Below are 25406 nucleotides of genomic sequence, written 5' to 3'. Positions count from 1 at the left end.
CCGATGACTACGTCCAACCTGTTCGCCACCCGGCCCGAGGCCGAGGTGACCCTGCAGGCCGAGAACCTGAGCCTGGGTTACCCCCATGCAGCGATCATCGAAAGCCTGTCCCTGCGTATCCCTTCAGGGCAGGTGACCGCCATCGTCGGCCCCAATGGCTGCGGCAAATCGACGTTGCTGGCCGGCCTGTCGCGCCTGCACAAACCCAGTGCTGGCGCGGTGCTGCTCAATGGCCGGGCCATCGGCAGCCTGCCGTCCAGGCAGGTGGCGCGGCAATTGGCGCTGTTGCCCCAGGACGCCACGGCGCCCGACGGGCTGACCGTCGCCGAACTGATCCGTTTCGGACGCCAGCCGCACCAGAGCCTGCTGCGCCAGTGGTCGGCGGACGATCAGGCCATCGTCGAAGAAGCGCTGCGCGTGGCCGACCTGCAATCACTGGCCGAGCGCCCGCTGGAGTCGATGTCCGGTGGCCAGCGCCAGCGTGCGTGGATCGCCATGGCGGTGGCCCAGCAGACGCCCTTGCTGTTGCTCGACGAACCCACCTCGGCCCTGGACCTCGGCCACCAGATCGAAGTCTTCGAGCTGATCCGCGACCTGGCTTCGGTGGGCAAGACCGTGGTCATGGTGGTGCACGATCTGTCCAGCGCCTGCCGCTACGCCGACCATCTGGTGGCGATGAAAGCGGGGCGTATCGTCGCCGAGGGGGCGCCCGCGGCCATCGTCACGCCAGAGCTGGTCGAACAACTCTATGAGGTGCGCTGCACACTGATGCGCGATCCACTCAGCGGCACGCCGGTGATCGCCGGCGTCACCAGGCGCTAGATCAATCCGTTATTAGCTTAGGTCCGCTGGTTCGCTGGCCTTCGCCCATTGGCCCGCGAGGCTGGAAACAAGGGCCCGGCGCGGCTCAGGCGTGGCCGCCAGTACGCTGCAAGCTGCTGCAGGGGATAGTGGGGCTCGAACCTTTTTGCCGCTATCATGACCGCCCCCTGAAGCCGTCTGGACTCGACCGACGCTATGACCCCGCAATACCCCACGATCGCCGAATGCGTCGGCAATACACCCCTGGTTCGCCTGCAACGCCTGCCTGGCGCGACCAGCAACACCCTGCTGGTGAAGCTCGAGGGCAACAACCCGGCTGGCTCGGTGAAGGATCGCCCGGCGCTGTCGATGATTACCCGCGCCGAGCTGCGTGGTGACATCTCGCCCGGCGACACGCTGATCGAGGCCACCTCGGGCAACACCGGTATCGCCCTGGCCATGGCGGCGGCGATCAAGGGTTACCAGATGATCCTGATCATGCCGGACAACTCCAGCGCCGAGCGCAAGGCGGCGATGACCGCCTACGGCGCCGAGCTGATCCTGGTGAGCAAGGAAGAGGGCATGGAAGGTGCCCGCGACCTGGCGCTCGCCATGCAGGCCGCTGGCCGTGGCAAGGTGCTCGACCAGTTCGCCAACGGCGACAACCCGGTCGCTCACTACACCACCACCGGCCCGGAGATCTGGCGCCAGACGGGCGGGCAGATCACCCACTTCATCAGCTCCATGGGCACCACCGGTACCATCATGGGTGTGTCTCGCTACCTCAAGGAGCAGAATCCCGCTGTACAGATCGTCGGCCTGCAACCGATGGAGGGCTCGGCGATCCCGGGCATCCGTCGCTGGCCGCAAGAGTACCTGCCGAAAATCTTCGAGTCCGAGCGCGTCGACCGCATCGTCGACATGGCACAGGCCGAAGCCGAGGATGTGATGCGCCGCATGGCGCGCGAGGAAGGCATCTTCTGCGGCGTTTCCTCCGGCGGCGCGGTCGCGGCCATGCTGCGCCTGTCCCGGCAACTGGAGAACGCGGTGCTGGTCGCCATCATCTGTGATCGCGGCGACCGCTATCTGTCCACTGGCGTGTACGACGCCACGGAGCGCTGATGGCCGGCAAGAATGGCGGTCTGCGCTTTCAGCCAAGCGGCGGCACGCGAACGGCTCAGGTGCCGGTCGGCAAGAAACAGCGTCTGAAGGTCGAACGTCTGGCCAACGACGGCCGCGGTATCGCGTTCATCGAAGGTCGAACCTGGTTCGTCAGCGGCGCGTTACCCGGTGAAGAGGTCGAAGCGCGGGTGCTCGGCGCCCGCAGCAAGGTCGTCGAGGCGCGCACCGAGCGGGTCTTCCAGGCCAGTTCCGAGCGGCGCGACGAGCCGTGCGTGCACGCCCGCGTGTGTGGCGGCTGCAGCGTGCAGCACATGCCCCACGGTGAACAGCTTGCCCTGAAGCAGCGCATGCTCGCCGAACAGCTCGAGCGTCTTGGCGGTTTGCGCCCCGACATCTGGGCCGAGCCGCTGACCAGTCCCGAATTCGCCTACCGCCGCCGCGCGCGCATCGCCGTGCGTTGGGACATGCGCGGCAAGCGCCTGGAAGTCGGCTTCCGCGCGGCGGCCAGCCAGGACATCGTCGCCATCGGCGAATGCCCCGTGCTGGTCGAACCGCTGCAGCCGATCCTGCGCGCCTTGCCAGCCCTGCTGGGTGGGCTGCAGGCACCTCGCGCGATAGGCCATGTCGAGCTGTTCCAGGGCACCGCCAGCGCCGTTCTGGTGCGCCACACCGCAGCTTTGAGTGAGGTGGATCTGGCGCGCCTGCAGGCCTTCTGCTCGGTGCATCGTGCGCAGTTGTGGCTGCAGGGCGAGGGTGAGCCTCAGCCGGTGGATGCCGCGCAGCAACTGGGCTATCGCCTGGACACCTGGAACCTGCAACTGGCCTATCGACCGGGTGACTTCGTGCAGGTGAATGCCGCCGTCAACCAGGCGATGGTGGCCCAGGCCTTGCAATGGTTGGCGCCGCGCGGCGATGAGCGGGTGCTGGATCTGTTCTGCGGGCTGGGCAACTTCGCCTTGCCGCTGGCCCGGCAAGCGCGCGAGGTGGTCGCCGTGGAGGGCGTGCAGGCCATGGTCGAGCGGGCGGCAGACAATGCCCGGGTCAACGGCCTGGGCAATGCGCACTTTTATCAGGCCGACCTGTCAAAACCGCTGACCGAGGCTGAGTGGGCTGCTGGCGGTTTCGACGCCATCCTGCTCGACCCGCCGCGCGATGGTGCGCTGCAGGTGGTTCAGCAGATTGCGGGCCTCGGAGCCAGCCGTCTGGTGTACGTCTCCTGCAACCCGACGACCCTGGCGCGGGACAGTGGCGAATTGTTGCAACAGGGTTATCGACTGAAAAAAGCCGGTATTCTGGACATGTTTCCGCAAACGGCACATGTTGAGGCGATGGCGCTGTTCGAGCGTTCATGACATGCCTGGAGGTGCGCTGGGCAACTGTCCATCGGATGCCTCTCCAGGCCTCGGGCAGGTTCCGAGATGTAGGTAGATAATAAGTGCAATGGCGCACAGGGATTGCGCCGATGTGGTCAAACCGACCGGCTCGCAGAAGCCTGGCGACATTCAGCGAGGCATGCCTCGCGGTAGGGAAGGTAGAGATGGTTCAGGTTAGGGTGCACCAGCCCATCAACGATGATGGCAGTATCAATCTCGAGGCCTGGCTGGAGCATGTCACGAGTGTCGACCCCGCACTCGATCGCGATGCCCTGCGCGACGCGTGTGAGTTCGCCCGGGCAGCCGAGCAACAAGCCAATGCCGCGCAGAATCTGTGGACCGAAGGCGCGTCCAGTTTCAGTGCCGGCCTGGAAATCGCCGAGATCCTCGCGGATCTCAAGCTCGATCAGGATTCCCTGGTCGCTGCGGTGATTTATCGCGGCGTGCGCGAAGGCAAGATTCCCCTCGCCGACGTCCGTCAGCGCTTCGGCCCGGTCGTCGCCAAGCTGATCGAGGGCGTGTTGCGCATGGCCGCCATCAGCGCCAGCCTCAATCCCCGTGGCGAGTCCCTGGTGCTTGGTTCCCAGGCCCAGGTCGACAACCTGCGCAAGATGCTGGTGGCGATGGTCGATGACGTACGCGTCGCACTGATCAAGCTGGCCGAGCGCACCTGCGCGATCCGCGCGGTCAAGGATACCGACGAGGAACGCCGCCAGCGCGTCGCCCGGGAAGTCTTCGATATCTATGCACCGCTGGCCCATCGCCTGGGCATCGGCCATATCAAGTGGGAGCTGGAGGACCTGTCCTTCCGCTACCTCGAGCCCGAGCAGTACAAACAGATCGCCAACCTGCTGCACGAGCGCCGGCTCGATCGCGAGCACTACATCAACGAAGTGATGGAGCAACTGCGCGAGGAGCTGGACGCCACCGGCATCAAGGCCGATATCAGCGGCCGGGCGAAACATATCTATTCGATCTGGCGCAAGATGCAGCGCAAGGGCCTGCAGTTCAGCCAGATCTACGACGTCCGTGCGGTGCGCGTGCTGGTACCGGCGGTGCGCGACTGCTACACCGCGCTGGGTATCGTGCACACCCTGTGGCGGCACATTCCCAAGGAATTCGACGACTACATCGCCAACCCCAAGGAGAACGGCTACCGCTCGCTGCACACCGCCGTGCTGGGGCCTGAGGGCAAGGTGCTGGAGGTGCAGATTCGCACCTCCAACATGCACGAAGAGGCCGAACTCGGCGTCTGCGCCCACTGGCGCTACAAGGGCACCGACGTCAAGTCCGGTTCCAGTCACTACGAGGAGAAGATTTCCTGGCTGCGCCAGGTGCTGGAGTGGCACGAGGAACTGGGCGACATCGGCGGCCTGGCCGAGCAGTTGCGTGTCGATATCGAGCCCGACCGAGTCTACGTATTCACCCCTGACGGCCATGCCATCGACCTGCCCAAGGGCGCCACGCCGCTGGACTTCGCCTACCGGGTGCACACCGAGATCGGCCACAACTGCCGGGGCGCCAAGATCAACGGTCGCATCGTTCCGCTGACCTACAGCCTGCAGACCGGCGAGCAGGTGGAGATCATCACCAGCAAGCAGGGCACGCCGAGCCGTGACTGGCTGAATTCCAACCTCGGGTACATCACCACCTCCCGGGCGCGGGCGAAGATCGTCCACTGGTTCAAGTTGCAGGATCGCGACCAGAACGTCGCCGCCGGCAAGACCATGCTCGAACGCGAACTGGCGCGGGTGGCCCTGCCGCCGGTGGACTTCGAGCGGCTCGCCGAGAAAGCCAATCTGCGTACCGCCGAGGATCTGTTCGCGTCCCTCGGTGCCGGCGACCTGCGACTGGCGCAACTGGTCAACCTGGCCCAGCAACTGGTCGAGCCCGAGCGCGGCAACGAGCAGCTCGAGCTGATTCCACGCAAGGCCCAGGGGTTCAAGCCTGGCAAGCGCGGCGACATCCAGATCCAGGGTGTCGGCAACCTGATGACCCAGATGGCCGGTTGCTGCCAACCGCTGCCGGGGGACCCCATCGTCGGCTACATCACCCTGGGGCGCGGCGTCAGCATTCACCGCCAGGATTGCGCGGCGGTCCTGCAACTCGGCGGGCGCGAGCCGGAGCGGATCATCCAGGTCAGCTGGGGTCCGGTGCCGGTACAGACCTACCCGGTGGATATCATCATTCGTGCCTACGACCGCTCCGGTCTGCTGCGCGACGTGACCCAGTTGCTGCTCAACGAGCGGCTCAACGTGCTGGCGGTCAACACCCGCTCCAACAAAGAAGACAACACCGCGTCGATGTCGCTGACCGTGGAAATTCCGGGGCTCGATGCGCTGGGCCGGCTGCTCGGCCGTCTGTCGCAGCTACCCAACATCATCGAGGCGCGTCGCCACCGGGCACCTTGAACCGTTAGGCGGGCGTGAGGTGCGACTCACGCCCGCATCGACAGGAATGTCTCATGTACCAACTCAATGACCTGCTCAACCTCATGGCCCGCCTGCGCGACCCGTTGCACGGCTGCCCCTGGGACCTGCGCCAGTCCTACGCCAGCATCGTGCCGCACACCCTCGAAGAAGCCTACGAAGTGGCGGATGCCATCGAACGTGAGGCGTTCTCCGAATTGCCCGGCGAGCTCGGCGACCTGCTGTTCCAGGTGGTCTACTACAGCCAGCTGGCCCGTGAAGAAGGGCGCTTCGAGTTCGCCGATGTGGTCGATGGCATCACTCGCAAGCTGGTGCGTCGCCATCCCCATGTGTTTCCCGATGGCGACCTGTACGGTTCCGTGGATCTGCCGCGGCTCAGCGAAGGTGAAGTCAAGCAGCGCTGGGAGAGCATCAAGGCCGAGGAGCGGGCCGAGCGATCTGCGGTGCCGCAGCAATTGTCGTTGCTCGACGACGTGCCGAACGTGCTGCCAGCCCTGAGCCGCGCCAAGAAGTTGCAGGGGCGTGCCGCTCGGGTCGGTTTCGATTGGCCCGATGCCTTGCCGGTGCTCGACAAGGTGCGCGAAGAGCTGGATGAAGTGCTCGAAGCGATCAGCGCAAACGACCCGCAGGCGATCGCCGAGGAGATCGGTGACCTGCTGTTCAGCGCCACCAACCTGGCGCGGCACCTGAAGGTCGACCCGGAAACGGCGCTGCGCGCCGCCAACGGGAAATTCGAGCGGCGTTTCCGTTTTATCGAACAGGCATTGCGCGAAGCGGGGCGGCCCATCGAGAATTGCCCGCTCGAAGAGCTCGACGCCCTGTGGGGCGAGGCCAAGAAGAACGAGAAGCAGCAAGGCTGCTGACCCAGGGCGCTACGGCTGCGTCGCTGGAAATCCGATGGGCGCGACCCATCCCGTTAAATTGTCTGCGGATAGGTAGGTTATGGCGATTTCATTACGTGACCAGTTGCTCAAGGCCGGTTTGGTCAACGAGAAGCAGGTCAAGCAGGCCAGCAAGCAGCAGCACAAACAGCAGCGGTTGGTGAAGAAGGGGCAGGCCGAGGAAGACAAGTCCGGCCAACTGGCCGCCCAGCAGGCCAAGGCCGAAAAGGCCGCCCGTGACCAGGAGCTCAACCGCCAGCAGCAGGAGAAGGCCGAGCAGAAAGCCCGTGCGGCGCAGATCAAGCAATTGATCGAGGTTTCCCGCCTGCCCAAGCTGACCACCGAGGATTACTACAACTTCGTCGACGACAAGAAGGTCAAGCGCCTGTCTGTCAACACCCTGATGCGCGACAAGTTGAGCCGAGGCTCCCTGGCCATCGTTCGCCATGGCGGCGGTTACGAGGTGATCCCCCGCGAGGCGGCCCTGAGGATTCAGGAGCGCGATCCGCAGCGTGTCCTGTTGCTCAACACGCCCACCGAGGCGCCGGACGAGGATGATCCGTACGCAGCCTACCAGGTGCCTGACGACCTGATGTGGTAACCGCCAGTCTCAGGCTGCCGGAGAGTGGGCTCCGCTCTTCCTGCCGCCACGCTTGCCCAGGCAGTTCCCCCGATACCGCGGCTCCTGTGTTTCAGTCGTGTGCCGGCCGCTGCATGCTGCTGGCCAGCAGGGCACGGAATTCATTCAGCGGCTGCGGACGGCTGAACAGGTAGCCCTGGTAGCAATGACAGCCCTGGCTTTGCAGAAAGTCCAGTTGGCTCTGCTGCTCCACGCCCTCGGCGATGACCTCCAGGCCCAGGCTCAAGCCCAGCGCCACGACGGCGCGGATGATTTCCGCATCGCTGGGGTTGCTGGTGGCATCGCGTACGAACGACTGGTCGATCTTCAGGACGTCCACCGGCAGGCGCTTGAGGTAGGTGAGTGACGAATAGCCGGTGCCGAAGTCGTCCATGGCGAAGCTGACACCCAGCCTGCGCAGGCGATTCATCTTGGCGATGGTGTCGTCGATGTCCTGAATGACGATGCCCTCGGTGATCTCCAGCTTGAGCATGCCCAGTGGCAGTTTGTTCTGGCGCAGGCAGTGTTCGACCCGTTCGACGAAGTCGTTCTGGCGGAACTGCCGGGTGCTGACGTTCACGCAGAGGCTGAAGTGCTCATCGATGATCCGCGCCTCGAGCAACTGGGCGCAGACGTGGCAGGCTTCGACCATTACCCAGGCGCCGACCTCGAGGATCAGCCCGCTTTCCTCCAGCACATGGATGAACAGCGCCGGCGACTGTTCGCCCAGCGTCGGATGAGCCCAGCGCAGCAGGGCCTCGGCGCCGATGATCCGGTCCTTTCGCGCGTCCACCTGGGGCTGGAAATAGAGCTCGAATTCGCCTCGGGCCAGGGCCATGCGCAACTCGTTCTCCAGGCGCAGGCGCTCGCTGGCGGCATGCTGCATGCTGCTGTGGAACAGCTGGATGGTATTGCGCCCTGAGTCCTTGGCACGGTACAGGGCGATGTCGGCGCGCTTGAGCAGATTGGCCGGCGTTCGGCCATGATCCGGTATCAAGGCGATGCCTATGCTGGGCGTGACCTGCAGGCGGTGTCCATCGAGCAGCATGGGGTCACTGAGCAGCTTGCGCAGCTTGTCGGCTGCCCCTCGGGCGTGGTTGATGACCTGGTTGAGCTTGCCTTCGATACCGGTCAGCAGCACCACGAACTCGTCACCGCCCAGGCGGGCTACGGTGTCTTCCTCGCGCACGCTGGCTTCCAGGCGCGCGGTGATCAGCTTGAGCACGGCATCGCCGACCGGATGGCCGAGCGAATCGTTGATGTGCTTGAAGTGATCGAGATCGAGAAACAGCAGGGCACCGCGCATCCCATGGCGTTGCAGCAGGGCGATCTGCTGGGTCAGGCGGTCCATCAGCAGGGCGCGGTTGGGCAGGTTGGTGAGGGGGTCGTGGTAGGCCAGGTGCTGAATCTGTGCCTGGGCCGCCTTGAGTTCGCTGATGTCGCGGGCTGTCAGCAGCAGGCAGGGCTGTTCATCCAGTTCGATTGGCTCGACCGAGACCTCCACTTCCAGGTGTCGACCCTCCCGGTCACGGGCGCGCATTTCCATGCGCTGGATGCGGCCCTCCTCACGCAGCTTGTCGAGCAGCTCCTGGCGTTGTTGCGGAGCGCTCCAGATGTTCACTTCGGTGGACGTGCGGCCAATCACTTCGGCGGCGCTGTAGCCGGTGAGCCGCGAGAACCCCTCGTTCACTTCGATGTAGCGGCCGTCTTCCCGGGTGGTGATGGTGATGGCGTCCGGGCTGGAGTGAAACGCCTTGGAGAATTTCTCCTGGCTGGCCTTGAGCGCTGCTTCGGCGCGCTGCTGCTCGGTGATGTCGCGGAACTTGGTGAGCACGCAAGGCTGGCCACTGAGCTCCAGGCGCCGGCACGAGACGATACAGCTCATGCTGCCGCCCCGTGGATCGAGCAGGTCGATGCGTTCGTCCGCCACGCCCGTGTCGTGAAGGATCTTGTGACGCAGGCCGGAGCCCTTTGGCAGGTTCTGCCAGGGCTTGAGCTTGAAGATGTTGCGGCCGATGACCTCCGCCGAGTGCCAGCCGAATGCCTGGGTGAAGGCCGGGTTGATCTCCAGGATGCGGCCCTCGGGCAGCGTGGTGACGCAAATCGGATCCGGGCTGGCCTGGAATACCGAGGCGAATTTCCGCTCGGAGGCCTGCAGGCGTTTTTCACGCAGGGTGCGTTCGCTGGTGTCCAGCAGGATCCCGGTCATGCGCAACGGTGTGCCGTGGCTGTCGCGGTACAGCTTGGCGGTGCTCTCGAGGTAGCGTACCTGCTTGTTCTGGTACTCGGCCCGGTAGGTCACCTGGTAGCCCTGGCCATCACCGAGCAGGAGGTCCTGGTAGGCCTCGCGCATGGCACGTCGTTCGTGCATGGGCACGAACGCGAAGAAGTCCCGAAAGAGCCCGTGGAAGGGCTGAGGGGGCAGGCCATGCAGGGTCGCAGCGCGGGTCGAGGCGAACAGCGTGTCGCTGGGAATGTGCCAGTCCCAGGTGCCCAGGTCCGCCGACTCCAGAGCCAGTTGCAAGCGCTCCTGGCTATCGGCCAGGGCCTGCTCCTGAGCGCGTTGCCGGGTGATGTCGCGTACGACGCCGAACATCTTGTTCTGACCGCTCTCGTCGGTCTGCAGGCTGCCGCTGATTTCCAGCCAGTGCAGGCTGCCGTCCGGCCAGCGGATACGGTGCCGAATCGGTTCGCCGCTGGGTATCCCGTCCAGCGCCGCCTGGAACAGGCGCAACACGTCCCGGCGTTCTTCCCCGGGAATCAGATCCATGTAGTCGATCGGCGTGCTCGTCGGGGTGTTGGGATCGAGGCCGAACAGCTTTTGCGCCCCTCGCGACCAGTTGACCTCTCCCGTGGCGATGTTCCAGAACCAGGCGCCGAGCTGCGCACCGTTCAGCGCGGCCAGCAACCGTTGGGTATCGTGCCAGGTCTTCTCGAACTCGGCAGGGTCGAGCGCCGGGACATAGGGCAATGGCGGGCGTTTGTCATTGGAGTTGCCCATGACCCTTCCTCTGCAAAAAAGGACGGCAGAACACGCGTTCGGGCCATCCGTGGCGTACAGCACGATGCAGGCGGCAAATGGCCTGCACGGGTGTCACGTTAGCCTTTGCCCTGGCGCGAACGCAAGGCTGTCACGCTGGCTGTCGAGCAGTTGCATGAAGGCTCTGGCCGCGTTGGACAGGGTACGCTCGGTATGCACGATATAGCCCAGCTGGCGCGACAGCTGGATGCCCGGCAAAGGCAGACGTGCCACCTGATGGTCGAGCATGGTGCGCGGCAGCACGCTCCACGCCAGGCCGATGGAGACCATCATCTTGATGGTTTCCAGGTAGTTGGTGCTCATGGCGATATTGGGCGTGAGGTCCTCGGCTTCGAACAGGCGCTGCACGATGTGGTGCGTGAAGGTGTTGCCGCCGGGAAATACCGCCGGGTGCAGGGCGACATCGGCCAGCGTCACGTTGTCGCTCTGCGCCAGCGGATGTTCCGGGGCGGTCACGAAGTCCAGCGGGTCGTCCCAGACCGCCACCGAGCGCACCGGCTCGCGGGTATCCGGTGCCAGGGTGATGACCGCCAGCTCGGCGCGGCCATGGAACACCTCGTCGTAGGCGACCTCCGAGTCGAGAAACTGAATATCCAGTGCCACCTGTGGATGGGCGCGGGTGAAGGCGCGCAGCAGTGGCGGCAGGCGGTGCAGGCCGATGTGGTGGCTGGTCGCCAGGGTCAGGCGCCCGGTGATTTCGCCGTTCAGGTTGGTCAGCGCGCGGCGCGTGTCCTCCAGCACGTTGAGAATCTGGTAGGCGCGCGGCAGCAGCGCGCGGCCGGCCTCGGTCAGGCTCACCTCACGGCCCAGACGGTCGAACAGGCGCACCCGTAGTTGCTGTTCCAGGCTAGCGATACGCTTGCTCACCGCTGGCTGGGTGAGGTGCAGGCGTATGGCTGCCTCGGAGAAGCTGCCGAGTTCGGCGATGGCGATAAAGGCGTTGAGTGTCGCGAGATCCATGGGGCTCCCGGTGTGCCGGTTGAGGTGCTGGAAAGGAAGCGAGGAGCGGCGGCGGCAGCCGTCGGGGCCTCGCCTGTGGATGCTATATCAATTCCATCCAGGAATCTTCTGGATGAAAAATATGAATTTGAGTTATTCGCTCTGGCGCCTTAGCATTCTCCCCATAAGCCAGAGGGCTATTGCCCGGGCATAGAAAGACCGATGAGGACAGGCTGATGGCAGGCAAGACGCTCTACGACAAATTGTGGGACATGCACGAAGTGAAGCGCCGCGACGACGGTTCGTCGCTGATCTACATCGACCGCCACATTCTCCACGAAGTGACGTCGCCCCAGGCCTTCGAAGGCCTGCGCCTGGCCCAGCGCAAGCCATGGCGCATCGACGCCAACATCGCCACGCCCGACCACAACGTGCCGACCACCCGTGCCGAGCGCCTCGGTGGTCTGGACGCCATCGCCGACGAAGTCTCGCGGATCCAGGTCAAGACCCTGGACGAGAACTGCGACGATTTCGGCATCCTCGAATTCAAGATGAACGATGTGCGCCAGGGCATCGTGCATGTGGTCGGGCCGGAGCAGGGCGCCACCCTGCCGGGCATGACCGTGGTCTGCGGTGACTCGCACACGTCCACCCATGGCGCGTTCGGCGCCCTTGCCCATGGCATCGGCACCTCCGAGGTCGAGCACGTGCTCGCCACCCAGTGCCTGGTCGCCAAGAAGATGAAGAACATGCAGGTGCGCGTCGAAGGCAAGCTGCCGTTCGGCGTCACCGCCAAGGACATCGTGCTCGCGGTGATCGGCAAGATCGGCACCGCCGGCGGTAATGGCCACGCGCTGGAGTTCGCCGGCAGCGCGATCCGTGAGCTGTCCCTGGAAGGGCGCATGACCATCTGCAACATGTCCATCGAAGCGGGTGCCCGCGTCGGCCTGGTGGCGGTGGATGAAAAGACCCTGGCCTACGTCAAGGGTCGCCCGTATTCGCCGAAAGGTGAGCACTGGGAGCAGGCGGTCGCCGTATGGCGTGACCTGGTGTCCGATGCCGACGCGCATTTCGACACCCTGGTCGAACTGCGTGCCGAAGATATCAAGCCGCAGGTCAGCTGGGGGACTTCCCCCGAAATGGTCCTGGCCGTCGATCAGAACGTCCCGGATCCGGCCCGTGAGAGTGATCCGGTAAAAAAGGATTCGATCACCCGCGCCCTCAAGTACATGGGCCTTGCCGCCAACCAGCCGATCACTGATATCAGGCTCGATCGCGTGTTCATCGGTTCGTGCACCAACTCGCGCATCGAAGACCTGCGTGCCGCCGCTGAAGTGGCCAAGGGTCGCAAGGTCGCCAGCAGCGTCAAGCAGGCCCTGGTGGTTCCCGGCTCCGGTCTGGTAAAGGCCCAGGCGGAAAGCGAAGGGCTGGACAAGATCTTCATCGAGGCCGGCTTCGAATGGCGTGAGCCAGGCTGCTCCATGTGCCTGGCGATGAACCCGGACAAACTCGGCAACGGCGAGCATTGCGCGTCGACCTCCAACCGCAACTTCGAAGGCCGCCAGGGCGCCGGTGGCCGTACCCACCTGGTCAGCCCGGCGATGGCTGCCGCTGCGGCGGTGACCGGTCGCTTCATTGACGTTCGCGAATTGATCCAGGCCTGAGGAGCACGACATGACACCTTTCACTCAACACACCGGCCTGGTCGCTCCCCTCGATCGCGCCAACGTCGACACCGACCAGATCATCCCCAAGCAGTTTCTCAAGTCGATCAAGCGCACCGGCTTCGGCCCGAACCTGTTCGACGAGTGGCGTTATCTGGATGTCGGGCAGCCGAACCAGGACAACTCCAATCGGCCGATCAACAAGGACTTCGTGCTGAATTTCCCGCGTTATCAGGGCGCCAGCGTGCTGCTGGCCCGCGAGAACTTCGGCTGTGGCTCGAGCCGTGAGCACGCCCCCTGGGCGCTGGACGAATACGGTTTCCGTACCGTGATCGCACCGAGCTTCGCCGATATCTTCTTCAACAACAGCTTCAAGAACGGCCTGCTGCCGATCATTCTGGCTGAGGAGGAGGTCGATGCGCTGTTCGAGCAGGCCGAAGCTCAGGAAGGCTATCAGCTGACCGTCGACCTGGCGGCGCAGACCGTCAGCCGTCCCGATGGCGTGCAGTACCGCTTCGAAGTCGATGCCTTTCGCAAGCACTGCCTGCTCAACGGCCTCGATGACATCGGCCTGACCCTGCAGGACGCCGATGCGATTCGCGCGTTCGAGGTCGGTTACCAGCAGCGCCAGCCCTGGTTGTTCGGCGCGATCAAGTAAGCCAGCGGTCTTCAGGGAGCAGTATCGATGTCAGGTCACGAGCAGGTGGTGCAACGCCAGTTTGGCGAGCAGGCCAACGCTTATCTCAATAGCGCCGTGCATGCACAGGGCAGCGAGTTCGCCCTGTTGCAGGCCGAGGTCGCGGGGCGCAGCGATGCCCGCGTGCTGGATCTGGGCTGTGGCGCAGGCCATGTCAGCTTTCAGGTCGCGCCGCTGGTTGGCGACGTGGTGGCTTACGACCTCTCCACGCAGATGCTCGCAGTGGTCGACAAGGCTGCCGCCGAACGGGGCTTGAACAACCTGCGTACGGTGCATGGCGCTGCGGAGTCGCTTCCATTTGCCGATGGCGAGTTCGATTTCGTGTTCAGTCGCTACTCGGCCCATCACTGGAGCGACCTGGCGGTTGCCCTGCGCGACGTGCGGCGGGTGCTCAAGCCGGGTGGCGTGGCGGCGTTCATCGATGTTGCCTCACCGGGCAGGCCGCTGCTCGATACCTACTTGCAGAGCGTTGAAGTGCTGCGAGATACCAGCCACGTGCGTGACTACTCGTCGTCCGAATGGCTGCAGCAGATCAGCGAAGCGGGTTTGCAGGTGCGCAGCCACACCCGACAGCGTCTGCGGCTGGAGTTCGCGTCTTGGGTCGAGCGTATGCGTACGCCTGCGATCATGCGCGAGGCGATTCGCGCCTTGCAGGCTGCGGTGGGCGAGGAAGTGCGCGAGTACTTCGAGATCGCTGCCGATGGCTCGTTCAGCACCGATGTGCTGGTGCTCTGGGCGGAAAAATAAGGTTACGTGTTATCAGTGAGTGGGCCTGACGCCCCATTGACCCATGCCCCGCGGGCGCCGAACATGGCGCCCCTCGCGGCAGGGCGATAGGCGCAGGCCCGCTCAGGTTTCTAAATAATGTCGCGTTTGCCGTCTAGCGCATGCGCTTCGAGCTTCGTGAAGGAAATAGCGATGAGCAAGCAGATTCTGGTTCTCCCCGGCGACGGTATCGGTCCTGAAATCATGGCCGAAGCGGTCAAGGTGCTGCGCCTGGCCAACGACAAGTTCGCCCTGGACGTCGAACTGTCGTTCGACGAGTTGGGTGGCGCTGCGGTGGACAAATACGCTGTGCCCCTGGCCGACGAAACCCTGGAGCGCGCGCGCGCTGCCGATGCCGTGCTGCTCGGCGCGGTCGGCGGGCCGAAGTGGGACAAGATCGATCCGGCCATCCGTCCGGAGCGCGGGCTGCTGAAGATCCGTTCGCAGCTGGGCCTGTTCGCCAACCTGCGTCCGGCCATTCTCTATCCGCAACTGGCCGATGCGTCCTCGCTCAAGCCCGAGGTGGTCGCCGGCCTGGACATCCTCATCGTGCGCGAGCTGACCGGTGGCATCTACTTCGGCCAGCCCCGCGAGAGCAAAGTGCTCGATAACGGCGAGCGCATGGCCTACGACACGCTGCCTTACAGCGAAAGCGAGATCCGCCGCATCGCCAAGGTCGGTTTCGACATGGCCCGTGTACGGGGCAACAAGCTGTGCTCGGTGGACAAGGCCAACGTGCTGGCGTCCAGCCAGCTGTGGCGCACGGTGGTCGAGGAAGTGGCCAAGGACTATCCTGACATCGAGCTGAGCCACATGTACGTCGACAACGCCGCCATGCAGCTGGTGCGCGCGCCCAAGCAGTTCGACGTGATCGTCACCGACAACATGTTCGGCGATATCCTCTCCGACGAAGCGTCCATGTTGACCGGCTCCATCGGCATGCTGCCGTCCGCGTCCCTGGATGCCAACAACAAGGGCATGTACGAGCCGTGCCACGGTTCGGCGCCGGATATCGCCGGACAGGGCATTGCCAATCCGCTGGCGACCATCCTGTCGGTGTCCATGATGCTGCGCTACAGCTTCAACCAGGCCCAGGCCGCCGATGCCATCGAACTGGCCGTGAGCCGCGTGCTCGACCAGGGCCTGCGCACCGGCGACATCCACTCGGCAGGTACGACCAAGGTCGGCACCGCGGCAATGGGTGATGCAGTGGTCGAAGCGCTGCGTAGTCTGTAATCTTCCAGGCCGCTGGAAACTGTCCGGCGGTTTGTTCATATAGGTGTGGTGGTTATGAAACGTGTAGGTCTTATCGGTTGGCGTGGCATGGTCGGTTCCGTGCTCATGCAGCGCATGCTGGAAGAACAGGATTTCGATCTGATCGAGCCGGTGTTCTTCACCACCTCCAACGTTGGCGGCCAGGGTCCGGCCATCGGCAAGGAAACCGAGACGCTCAAGGATGCCTACAGCATCGATGAGCTGAAAGGCCTGGACGTGATTCTCACCTGTCAGGGTGGCGACTACACCAACGAAGTCTTCCCCAAGCTGCGCGAAGCCGGCTGGAAAGGCTACTGGATCGATGCGGCGTCCTCGCTGCGCATGGCCGACGACGCGGTGATCGTGCTCGATCCGGTCAACCGCAAGGTCATCGACCATCAGCTCGACCTGGGCACGCGCAACTACATCGGTGGCAACTGCACCGTCAGCCTGATGCTGATGGCCCTGGGTGGCCTCTATGAAGCCGGCCTGGTCGAGTGGATGAGCGCCATGACCTATCAGGCGGCCTCGGGTGCCGGCGCGCAGAACATGCGCGAGCTGATCAGGCAGATGGGCGCGGTCAACGCCAGCGTCGCTGACGACCTGGCCGACCCGGCCAGCGCCATCCTCGACATCGACCGCAAGGTGGCCGAGGCCATGCGTGGCGATGCCTTCCCGGTCGACAACTTCGGCGTGCCGCTGGCCGGCAGCCTGATTCCCTACATCGACAAGGAGCTGCCCAATGGCCAGAGCCGCGAAGAGTGGAAGGCCCAGGCGGAAACCAACAAGATTCTCGGCCGCTTCAAGAACCCGATCCCGGTCGATGGCATCTGCGTGCGTATCGGCGCCATGCGTTGCCACAGCCAGGCGCTGACCATCAAGCTGAACAAGGACGTGCCGCTGTCCGACATCGAAGGGCTGATCAGCCAGCACAACCCATGGGTCAAGCTGGTGCCGAACCATCGTGAAGCGAGTGTCCGTGAACTCGGCCCGACTGCCGTTACCGGAACCCTGAGTGTGCCGGTAGGCCGTCTGCGCAAGCTCAACATGGGCTCGCAGTACCTGGGCGCCTTCACCGTGGGTGATCAACTGCTGTGGGGGGCGGCCGAGCCGCTGCGCCGCATGCTGCGGATCCTGCTGGAGCGTTGATCCGCTCAGGGCGCGCTGCCAGGCGTGCCGTGAAAGGGGCGGGTGGGTGGTGGTCGCTTGCGATTGCCATCGCCCGCCCCTTTGCTTTTCGGTAGAGTGCCGGGTCTGTTCCGGCTATCGAGCGTCAGGCTCCCCTCATGACTTCTACCTTTGACATCGCCATCGTCGGCGCCACCGGCAGTGTCGGCGAATCCCTTCTGCAGATTCTCGAAGAGCGCGACTTTCCGGTCGGCACGTTGCATCTGCTCGCCAGCAGCGAATCGGCCGGTCGTACGCTAGCCTACAAGGGACGCAACCTGCGCGTGCGTGCCGTGGACGGCTTCGATTTCCGCGTCGTCAAGCTGGTGTTCTTCGCCGCCGACCAGGCCGTGACCCTGGCCCAGGTCGACGCGGTACGCCAGGCAGGTTGCTCGCTGATCGACATGACCGGTGCCTTGCCGTGCGAGCAGGCGCCGCGGGTGGTGCCCGAGGTCAATGCCGATGTGCTGCAGGGGCGCGAGGCGCCGTTCATGCTTACCAGCCCATCGTCGGTGGCGGTTGCGGTAACGCTGGTGCTCGCCGCCTTGAGGGAGCAGGTAGCGGTGCGTCGGTTGGTGATCGACGCCGGGTTGGCGGTCTCCAGCCGTGGACGGCAAGGCGTGTCCGAGTTGGCCAGGCAGACGGCCGAACTGCTCAATGGCCGCTCGTTCGAGCCGCGTCTGTTCGATCGGCAGATGGCCTTCAACGTGCTCGCGCAGGTCGACGAGCCGGACGCGCAGGGGCATGGCCGCCTGGAGCGCCGGGTCAACCAGGACATCAAGGCGCTGCTCGATGATGCTGCGCTGCATGTCGCGGTCAATTGTCACCAGGTGCCGGTATTCTTCGGCGACAGCGTGAGCGTCACGGTGCAGTCTGGTGCACCGGTAGAACTGGATGAGGTGCTCGCCGCGCTGGATGCGGCAGTCGGTATCGAGCGGGTCGATGGAGGGGATTATCCGACCGTGATCGGCGACGCCGTCGGCCAGGATGAGGTGTACGTAGGCCGCGTACGGCGCGGTTTGGACGATCCCTGCGAACTCACTTTGTGGATTGTGTCTGATAATGTGCGAAAAGGTGCGGCTTTGAATGCCGTGCAATTGGCCGAGTTATTGATAAAACACCATCTGTAAAAGATACTTATCGGGAAATTCGAAGATTTATTCGAGCTTGGCAACTACCGAGCACGCTGATGGTTGGCTGGGGGGCCTGTGAAGGGGCAGCCGACGATCACCTATCCTCTCGTTGCGCGAGAGCAGTCAACACAAAGGAAACGGCTATGGTTCGGGTTCGTAAACTGGTACTGGCTATCGCTGCAGCGACGGCGTTGTCTTCCGGTATGGCGCATGCGCTGGGTGTCGGCGAGCTGACGCTGCAGTCGTCTCTGAACCAGCCCCTGGTTGCGGAAATCGAACTCCTCGACGTGCGCGACCTCTCTGCGGCAGAGATGCGCCCGGCGCTGGCCTCGCCGGAAGAGTTCACCAAGGCCGGAGTCGACCGCCAGTATTTTCTCACTGACCTCACCTTCACGCCTGTCGTCAAACCCAACGGCAAGAGCGTGATTCGCGTCACGTCGACCAAGCCGGTGCGCGAGCCCTACCTGAACTTCCTCGTCGAAGTGCTGTGGCCCAATGGCCGCCTGCTGCGTGAATACACGCTGTTGCTCGATCCGCCGCTGTATTCCCCTCAGGCCGCTGCCGCACCGCAATTGCCGGTGGCCACGCCCGCGCCAAGGCCGGCTGCCACGCCGCCACGCCCGGCTGCGCCCTCGACGACCCCGACGGCTTCTCGTGGCGCAGCGGCGGGCCAAGGCGGCGAATACCGTACCAATCGCAACGATACCCTGTGGGAGGTTGCCCAGCGCGTGGGTGGCAATGGCAGTGTCCATCAGGTAATGCTCGCCATCCAGGACCTCAACCCGAACGCGTTCATCGGCGGCAATATCAACCTCATGAAAAGCGGCCAGGTGCTGCGCCTGCCCGATGCAAGCCAGATCGCCAGGCGCAGCCAGGCCGAGGCGTTGGCGCAGGTTGGCGAGCAGAACGGTTCCTGGCGCCAGGCGCGTGGCGCTCCGGCAGCCGCCGGCAGCCGGCAGATCGACGCGACCCGCCGCACCAGCACCGGCGCGGCGCCGGCCGACGCGCCAGCCGCAGACAAACTCAAGTTGCTCGCCGCCGATGCTGGCAAGGCCACGGCGGGCAGCGAAAGCGGTTCCAGCAACAGTGCCGCGCTGAGCAATCAACTGGCGATCACCCAGGAAAGCCTGGATTCGACCCGTCGCGAGAACGACGAGCTGAAAGATCGCATGAACGACCTGCAGAGCCAGCTCGACAAACTGCAGCGCCTGATTCAACTCAAAGACAACCAATTGGCCAAGTTGCAGGCCGATGTCTCTGCACCTTCCGGTCAGGCCGCCGAGCCGTCGGTTAATCCAGGCCAGCCGGCTGCACCCGTTGCCCCGCCGGCCCCCGGTGCTCCTGGCGCTGCGGCCGAACCCTTGGCCGGAGCACCCCAGGCCGGCGGGACTGGCAGCGAGGCGGCACCCGCTGCCTCGGGTGATGGCGCGGCGCCTGCTGCCGACCCCGCTGCGGGCGCTCAGCCAGCCCCCGCCGAACCGCCAGCCCCCGTGGCTGTCCAGCCGGCCGAGCCTGTGCCTGCCGCCCCCGCTCCGGCCGATGAAGACAGTGCCCTCGACAATCTGCTGGCCAATCCGATGCTGCTCGGGCTGATCGGCGGCAGTCTGCTGCTGGCGCTGTTGCTGGTGCTGCTGATCCTGTCGCGCCGCAGCGCACGCAAGGATGCCGAGCAGGAGCAGAGCCTTTCGGTGTACCAGGAAGATACCCACCGCTTCGATGATGACCTGGAGCTGCCTGCCGACAGCCTGGACGATCTGCCGGACGACCTGAGTGCTCCGCAGCCGTCGGCCAGCGAAGAGCGCATTAGCGCGCAGACCGGCGACGCCTTGGGCGAGGCCGACATCTACATCGCCTATGGCCGCTTCAATCAGGCCGCCGAGCTGTTGCACAACGCCATCAACGACGAACCCCAGCGTACCGATCTGCGCCTGAAACTGATGGAGGTCTACGCGGAACTGGGCGACCGCGAGGGTTTCTCCCGCCAGGAAAACGAATTGCGTGAAATCGGGGGTGCCCATGCCGAGGTCGAGCAGCTGAAAAGCCGTTATCCGGCCATGATCATGCTGGGTGGCGGCGCGGGGCTGGCTGGCGTTGCCGCCGCCGATGACCTGGACGCTTTCAGCCTCGACGACCTGACGCTGGACGAGCCCGCTCGGCCTGCGTCGTCCCGGCCGGCCAACGAGGACTTCGATCTCGACCTGGATGCCCTCGAAGCCGAGTTCGCCGCCGATCCGCCGATCCGCCCGGTGGGTACTGATCGCGTCGACCCGCTCGATACGACCCTGGATGCCGATCCGGGCCTGCGGGGCCCCGACCAGCCGGCTGCAGGCAAGGACGACGCGCTGGACTTCGAACTCGACGATCAAACCGACGGCCGCCAGGAACTGGGCGGCGAACTGGCCGACTTCAGTCTCGACCTCGACGCGCCGGCGACGCCGGCCGTTCAGCAGGAGGACGATTTCCTGCTGAACCTCGATGATGATGATGCGGACAAGACAGCGGGCAGCGACGCATCTGCCACCCCCTCGGCTGACAACAACCAGGATGACCTCGGCCTGCCGGCCGATTTCGACCTGTCGCTCAACGACGAGGCGCCGGCTGCGAACTCGGGTGCCAGCTTCGCCGCCCAGCTCGATAATGTGACCGCCGAACTCGACCAGTTGGCGGAAAGCCTCGAGCAGCAAGGTCAACTCGAGCCGAAAGGCCTGCAGGCCGATACCCCATCGCTCGATGACGACGAGGACTTCGACTTCCTCTCGGGCACCGACGAGACCGCGACCAAGCTGGACCTGGCGCGGGCCTACATTGATATGGGCGATACCGAGGGTGCCCGTGACATCCTCGATGAAGTGATCGCCGAAGGTAACGAGGGTCAGCAGCAGGAAGCGCTAGAGCTGATCGGCAAACTGGTTTGATACATGTCTGATGTGCGTACCTCGACGGCAGCCGAAATGGCTGCCGTCGGCATTTACAAGATTGCCCTGGGTGTCGAGTACCGTGGTGCCCGTTACCGGGGCTTCCAGCGCCAGCGTGACGGCGTGCCGTCGATCCAGGCGTCACTCGAGAAGGCCCTTTCCAAGGTCGCCGGTGGCGCGCCCGTGACGCTGAGCTGTGCCGGGCGTACCGATGCTCTGGTGCATGCCAGCGGCCAGGTGGTGCACTTCGACACCAGGGTCGAGCGCTCCATGCACGCCTGGGTGATGGGCGCCAACATGAACTTGCCTGGCGATATCAGCGTGACCTGGGCCAAGGCCATGCCGCGGCACTTCGATGCGCGCTTCTGTGCCATGGCGCGACGCTATCGCTATGTGATCTACAACGATCAGATCCGCCCGGCGCACATGGCCGAAGAGGTGACCTGGAACCATCGGCCGCTGGACGTCGAACGCATGCGCGAAGCGGCGCAGGTGTTCATCGGCACCCACGATTTCAGTGCCTTCCGCGCACGGCAGTGCCAGGCCAAGTCGCCGATCAAGACGGTGCATCACCTGGAGCTGCTGCAGCATGGCCGTTTCATCGTGCTGGATATCCGCGCCAATGCCTTCCTGCACCACATGGTGCGTAACATCGCCGGTGTGCTGATGACCATCGGTGCCGGTGAGCGTCCGGTGGCGTGGGCCGGCGAGGTGCTGAAGACCGGGGTGCGGCGAACGGGCGGCGTGACGGCTCATCCTTATGGGCTCTACCTGGTGCAGGTGGATTACCCCGCCGAGTTCGATCTGCCCCAGCGCTACCTGGGGCCGCACTTCCTTTCCGGGCTGGAAGATGTCGCGGCGCCGGCCGGGCGGCCGGCGCAGTGACCGCAGGGTCACCGATTTGCTACCATCCGGACTTTCCTGGAGAGGGCCGCCCGTTGTCAGTCGTTCGCTGCAAGATTTGTGGGATCACCCGGCCGGAAGATGCCCTGGCAGCCGTAGCTGCCGGGGCCGACGCCATCGGCCTGGTGTTCTATGCGCGCAGCCCGCGAGCGGTGTCGATCGAGCAGGCGCGGGCCATCGTCATGGCGTTACCGCCTTTCGTGACCACGGTCGGTCTGTTCGTCGACATGCCGCGAGCCGAGCTGGACCAGGTGCTGGCTGCGGTGCCGCTGGACCTGTTGCAGTTCCACGGCGATGAACGTGCCGACGAATGCGACGCCGTTGGCCGGCCTTACATCAAAGCGCTGCGCGTACGTGCGCAGGATGACGTGGCGGCCCTGGTGGATGCCTATCCGGGCGCCCGTGCCGTGCTTCTCGATACCTTCGTGGACGGGGTCCCTGGAGGAACCGGGCAAGCCTTCGACTGGTCGCTGGTGCCTGCGCAGCTGAGCAAGCCGGTGGTCCTGGCAGGCGGCCTGACCCCGGAAAACGTCACCGCGGCAATCGCCCGGGTGCGCCCTTATGCCGTGGATGTCAGCGGAGGCGTCGAGGCGGGCAAGGGCATCAAGGATGCCGCCAGAGTAAAAGACTTCGTGCGTGCCGTACGGGCGGTGGGAGACTGTGTGTGACGGCGCTGCTCGGCGAATCGTCCATACTCCTATCGCCGCGACGAATACGCGCCTTTTTCGTGGTCGGGCGAGGTGGCGGCCGTAATGCCGGCCCCCTGCGACGACCCATTCATCAATTCGCTTGTCATGTGCAACAAGCCTGTTGAAGCCTACAGCGTTGGAGAATCGAGAGCATGAGCAACTGGCTGGTAGACAAACTGATCCCATCGATCATGCGTTCCGAGGTCAAGAAGAGTTCGGTGCCGGAAGGCCTGTGGCACAAGTGTCCGTCCTGCGAGGCCGTGCTCTACAAGCCCGAGCTGGAAAAGACCCTGGACGTGTGTCCCAAGTGCAATCACCACATGCGCATCAATGCGCGGACGCGCCTGGGCATCTTTCTCGACGCCGATGGTCGTGAGGAGATCGGTGCCGATCTCGAGCCCAGTGATCGCCTGAAATTTCGCGACAGCAAGAAGTACAAGGACCGCCTGGTCGCTGCGCAGAAGCAGACTGGTGAGAAGGATGCGCTGATTTCCATGAGCGGCACGCTCGAAGGCATGCCCATCGTGGCTTGTGCCTTCGAGTTCTCGTTCATGGGCGGCTCCATGGGCGCCATCGTCGGCGAGCGCTTCGTGCGTGCCGCCAACGTGGCGCTGGAAACGCGCTCTCCGTTCGTGTGCTTCGCCGCCTCCGGTGGTGCGCGCATGCAGGAGGCGCTGATCTCGCTGATGCAGATGGCCAAGACCTCGGCGGTGCTGGCGCGTTTGCGCGAAGAGGGTATCCCGTTCGTGTCGGTATTGACCGATCCGGTCTATGGCGGCGTTTCCGCCAGCCTGGCCATGCTCGGTGATGTGATTGTCGCCGAGCCCAAGGCGCTGATCGGCTTCGCCGGCCCGCGGGTGATCGAGCAGACCGTTCGCGAGAAACTGCCGGAAGGTTTCCAGCGCAGCGAGTTCCTGATCGAACACGGTGCCATCGACATGATCATTCACCGTGCCGAGCTGCGTTCGCGCCTGGCCAGGCTGCTGGCGCAGTTCACCCATCAGCCATCTCCTGCTGCGTTGCCGGTCACGGCATGACCGTGCGCTCCCTGGCCGAGTGGCTGGCGTATCTGGAGCGTTTGCATCCCAGCGCCATCGACATGGGCCTGGAGCGCTCCCGAGAGGTTGCTGCACGCCTTGGCCTGTCCCGCCCAGCCCCACGGGTGATCACGGTGACCGGCACCAACGGCAAGGGCTCGACCTGTGCCTTTCTCGCCTCGCTGCTGCGCGCCCAAGGCCTAAGGGTCGGTGTGTACAGTTCGCCGCACCTGCTGCGCTACAACGAGCGGGTGCAGATCCATGGCGAGCAGGCCAGTGATGCTGACCTCTGTGAGGCGTTCAGTGCCGTCGAGGCGGCGCGCGGCGCCACCTCGCTGACCTATTTCGAAATGGGCACCCTGGCGGCGTTCTGGTTGTTCGAACGGGCCGGGCTGGATGTCGCGGTGCTCGAAGTCGGCCTGGGCGGGCGCCTGGATGCGGTGAACCTGATCGATGCCGATCTGGCACTGATCACCAGCATCGGTGTGGACCATGCCGACTGGCTGGGCGATACCCGCGAGTCGGTGGTATTCGAGAAAGCCGGGATTCTGCGTCCCGGCAAACCGGCCCTGTGCGGCGATTTCGACCCACCGTTGCCATTGCTCGAGCGCGTGCTCGAACTGGATGCCCCCTTCTTCCTGCGTTGCCGGGATTTCGATCTGAGCCTCGCCGACGACGGCTGGAGCTGGTACGGATTGACGCCGAGCGGGCATGTGCTGCACCTCGCCGACTTGCCGCTGCTCGACCTGCCCATGGAAAACGCCGCACTGGCCCTGCAGGCCTATGCCTTGCTCGATCTGCCCTGGGATGCGGCCACCATTGTCGCGGCCCTGGCGGCGACTCGGGTAATCGGGCGTCTCGATCGTCGTCACTTGAACTGGCAGGGCAAGTCCCTCACTCTGTTGCTCGACGTAGGGCACAATCCCCACGCCGCACTGTTCCTTGCCGGTCGTTTGCAGGCGCATCCAGTCGCAGGTCGGCGTTGGGCGGTGTTCGGGCTGTTGGCCGACAAGGATCTGCCTGCCGTGGTGGCGCCGCTGCTGGGCGAGGTGGCGCATTGGGCGGTGGCGCCGCTGCCGAGCGAGCGCTCACGCACTGCGGCCGAGCTGCATGGCCATCTGCTTACCTGCGCTGCGCAGGCCGAGGTGCACGCTGATGTGGCCAGCGCCCTGCAGGCACAATGCGAGCGTGCCGCGGACGGGGATGAAATTCTGCTCTTTGGTTCTTTTTTCTGCGTGGCCGAAGCCTTGATGTGGCTGCAGCGTCACGCCCAGGAGGGTGTGCAGGATGGCAATGCTGGATAGCGGAACGAAGCAACGTATTGTCGGGGCTCTGGTGCTGGTGGCGCTGGCGGTGATTTTCCTGCCGATGCTGCTGTCGCGTCCCGACGAGCTGCGCCATGTAGTGGTCGACGCGCCCGGCATGCCGGGCAAACCGGTGGTGCCGGAAATCGAGATGCAGCCGGTGATCGTCCCCGACCCCCAGGAACTGCCGCAGGAGCCGGTGCCTGGCGATAATGCGGCGTCAGGGCAGGGGCAGATTCCCGTCGAGCAGGCCCAGGCACCCGTCGAGCAGCCGATCAGCGCGTTGCCTGAAGGGCAGGCACCTGCCGCGCCGAGCACGCCGCCACCGGCCGCCAGCAAACAGCCGGAGGTCGCTGCGCCACCGCAAAAGGCACCGGCCGAACGCCTGGACGCCAACAGCCTGCCGGTCAGCTGGTCGGTGCAACTGGCCAGCCTGTCCAGCCGCCCGGGCGCGGAAACCCTGCAGAAAACCTTGCGTGCGCAGGGCTACAACGCCTACATCCGTAACGCCGATGGCATGAACCGGGTGTTCGTCGGGCCGCTGGTGGAGCGGGTCGAGGCCGACCGGCTGCGCGATCAGCTCAATCGCCAGCACAAGCTCAACGGTTTCGTGGTGCGCTTCCAGCCCGAAAGCAACTGACCCGGTATCTGCGCTTAACCGATGGGCAGGGGTC

The 25406-nt window shown here is 64.7% G+C and carries 20 protein-coding genes; 18 read left to right on the top strand and 2 right to left on the bottom strand.

Translation table 11 applies throughout. The features are described from left to right. The first annotated feature begins 3 nt into the window (after nucleotides 1-3). From BLR94_RS02045 to BLR94_RS02020, 6 genes are all read left to right on the top strand, one after another. A complete protein-coding gene (locus tag BLR94_RS02045) occupies nucleotides 4-822 on the top strand; it encodes an ABC transporter ATP-binding protein (RefSeq protein ID WP_084305774.1) in 819 nt (272 codons plus the stop codon). A 195-nt stretch (nucleotides 823-1017) separates the two neighbouring features. Then, on the top strand, nucleotides 1018-1923 hold the full coding sequence (gene cysM, locus BLR94_RS02040) for a cysteine synthase CysM (RefSeq protein WP_084305772.1): 906 nt from the start codon (nucleotides 1018-1020) through the stop codon (nucleotides 1921-1923). Further along, entirely contained in the window at nucleotides 1923-3275 is a 1353-nt protein-coding gene (gene rlmD, locus BLR94_RS02035) for a 23S rRNA (uracil(1939)-C(5))-methyltransferase RlmD (protein WP_084305770.1), read from the top strand. Before cysM ends, rlmD begins: the two co-directional genes overlap by 1 nt. 185 nt (nucleotides 3276-3460) lie before the next feature. Next, on the top strand, nucleotides 3461-5707 hold the full coding sequence (gene relA / locus BLR94_RS02030) for a GTP diphosphokinase (protein ID WP_084305768.1): 2247 nt from the start codon (nucleotides 3461-3463) through the stop codon (nucleotides 5705-5707). A gap of 53 nt (nucleotides 5708-5760) precedes the next feature. Further along, entirely contained in the window at nucleotides 5761-6588 is an 828-nt protein-coding gene (gene mazG, locus BLR94_RS02025; protein WP_084305766.1) for a nucleoside triphosphate pyrophosphohydrolase, read from the top strand. Nucleotides 6589-6667: 79 nt separating this feature from the next. Further along, on the top strand, nucleotides 6668-7207 hold the full coding sequence (locus BLR94_RS02020; protein WP_084305764.1) for a DUF2058 domain-containing protein: 540 nt from the start codon (nucleotides 6668-6670) through the stop codon (nucleotides 7205-7207). 91 nt (nucleotides 7208-7298) lie between these two features. Here BLR94_RS02020 and BLR94_RS02015 read toward each other — a convergent pair whose 3' ends face one another. Together BLR94_RS02015 and BLR94_RS02010 are read right to left on the bottom strand one after the other, a co-directional pair. Beyond that, entirely contained in the window at nucleotides 7299-10226 is a 2928-nt protein-coding gene (locus BLR94_RS02015; RefSeq protein ID WP_084305762.1) for a bifunctional diguanylate cyclase/phosphodiesterase, read from the bottom strand. Between the two features lie 93 nt (nucleotides 10227-10319). Then, nucleotides 10320-11225, bottom strand: a complete 906-nt coding sequence (locus BLR94_RS02010) for a LysR family transcriptional regulator (protein ID WP_084305760.1) — start codon at nucleotides 11223-11225, stop codon at nucleotides 10320-10322. Nucleotides 11226-11440: 215 nt separating this feature from the next. Here BLR94_RS02010 and leuC point away from each other — a divergent pair, with 215 nt between their 5' ends. The 12 genes from leuC (at nucleotide 11441) to BLR94_RS01950 (ending at nucleotide 25372) form a co-directional block, all read left to right on the top strand. Then, nucleotides 11441-12868 carry a 3-isopropylmalate dehydratase large subunit gene (leuC, locus tag BLR94_RS02005; protein ID WP_084305758.1) on the top strand — a complete coding sequence of 476 codons (1428 nt, stop codon included), beginning with the start codon at nucleotides 11441-11443 and terminating at the stop codon, nucleotides 12866-12868. A 10-nt stretch (nucleotides 12869-12878) separates the two neighbouring features. After that, nucleotides 12879-13526, top strand: coding sequence for a 3-isopropylmalate dehydratase small subunit (leuD, locus tag BLR94_RS02000; RefSeq protein ID WP_084305756.1), 648 nt, complete (start codon nucleotides 12879-12881; stop codon nucleotides 13524-13526). A 27-nt stretch (nucleotides 13527-13553) separates the two neighbouring features. Continuing rightward, on the top strand, nucleotides 13554-14312 hold the full coding sequence (locus BLR94_RS01995) for a class I SAM-dependent methyltransferase (RefSeq protein WP_084305754.1): 759 nt from the start codon (nucleotides 13554-13556) through the stop codon (nucleotides 14310-14312). Between the two features lie 171 nt (nucleotides 14313-14483). Further along, nucleotides 14484-15566, top strand: coding sequence for a 3-isopropylmalate dehydrogenase (gene leuB / locus BLR94_RS01990; protein WP_084305752.1), 1083 nt, complete (start codon nucleotides 14484-14486; stop codon nucleotides 15564-15566). A gap of 54 nt (nucleotides 15567-15620) precedes the next feature. After that, nucleotides 15621-16733: an aspartate-semialdehyde dehydrogenase gene (gene asd / locus BLR94_RS01985; RefSeq protein ID WP_084305750.1), complete on the top strand. Its 1113-nt coding sequence runs from the start codon at nucleotides 15621-15623 to the stop codon at nucleotides 16731-16733. Between the two features lie 137 nt (nucleotides 16734-16870). Next, on the top strand, nucleotides 16871-17881 hold the full coding sequence (locus BLR94_RS01980; RefSeq protein ID WP_084305748.1) for an aspartate-semialdehyde dehydrogenase: 1011 nt from the start codon (nucleotides 16871-16873) through the stop codon (nucleotides 17879-17881). A 146-nt stretch (nucleotides 17882-18027) separates the two neighbouring features. Further along, a complete protein-coding gene (locus BLR94_RS01975) occupies nucleotides 18028-20799 on the top strand; it encodes a motility hub landmark protein FimV (RefSeq protein WP_084305747.1) in 2772 nt (923 codons plus the stop codon). A gap of 36 nt (nucleotides 20800-20835) precedes the next feature. Next, nucleotides 20836-21684 carry a tRNA pseudouridine(38-40) synthase TruA gene (truA, locus tag BLR94_RS01970; protein ID WP_090423643.1) on the top strand — a complete coding sequence of 283 codons (849 nt, stop codon included), beginning with the start codon at nucleotides 20836-20838 and terminating at the stop codon, nucleotides 21682-21684. Nucleotides 21685-21737: 53 nt separating this feature from the next. After that, a complete protein-coding gene (locus tag BLR94_RS01965; RefSeq protein ID WP_084305743.1) occupies nucleotides 21738-22370 on the top strand; it encodes a phosphoribosylanthranilate isomerase in 633 nt (210 codons plus the stop codon). Nucleotides 22371-22543: 173 nt separating this feature from the next. Continuing rightward, nucleotides 22544-23428: an acetyl-CoA carboxylase, carboxyltransferase subunit beta gene (gene accD, locus BLR94_RS01960; protein ID WP_084305741.1), complete on the top strand. Its 885-nt coding sequence runs from the start codon at nucleotides 22544-22546 to the stop codon at nucleotides 23426-23428. After that, the gene (folC, locus tag BLR94_RS01955) at nucleotides 23425-24732 is read left to right on the top strand and encodes a bifunctional tetrahydrofolate synthase/dihydrofolate synthase (protein WP_084305740.1); all 1308 of its coding nucleotides are present in this window, start codon (nucleotides 23425-23427) and stop codon (nucleotides 24730-24732) included. The genes accD and folC overlap by 4 nt, the downstream gene beginning before the upstream one ends. After that, the gene (locus BLR94_RS01950; protein WP_084305738.1) at nucleotides 24716-25372 is read left to right on the top strand and encodes an SPOR domain-containing protein; all 657 of its coding nucleotides are present in this window, start codon (nucleotides 24716-24718) and stop codon (nucleotides 25370-25372) included. Before folC ends, BLR94_RS01950 begins: the two co-directional genes overlap by 17 nt. The last annotated feature ends 34 nt before the right edge of the window (nucleotides 25373-25406 follow it).

It is taken from the genome of Phytopseudomonas flavescens (assembly GCF_900100535.1).
GTDB classification, from domain to species: Bacteria; Pseudomonadota; Gammaproteobacteria; order Pseudomonadales; family Pseudomonadaceae; genus Aquipseudomonas; species Aquipseudomonas flavescens.
Note: the sequence above shows the minus strand (reverse complement) of the source record. Positions and strands in the feature narration are given on the sequence as shown.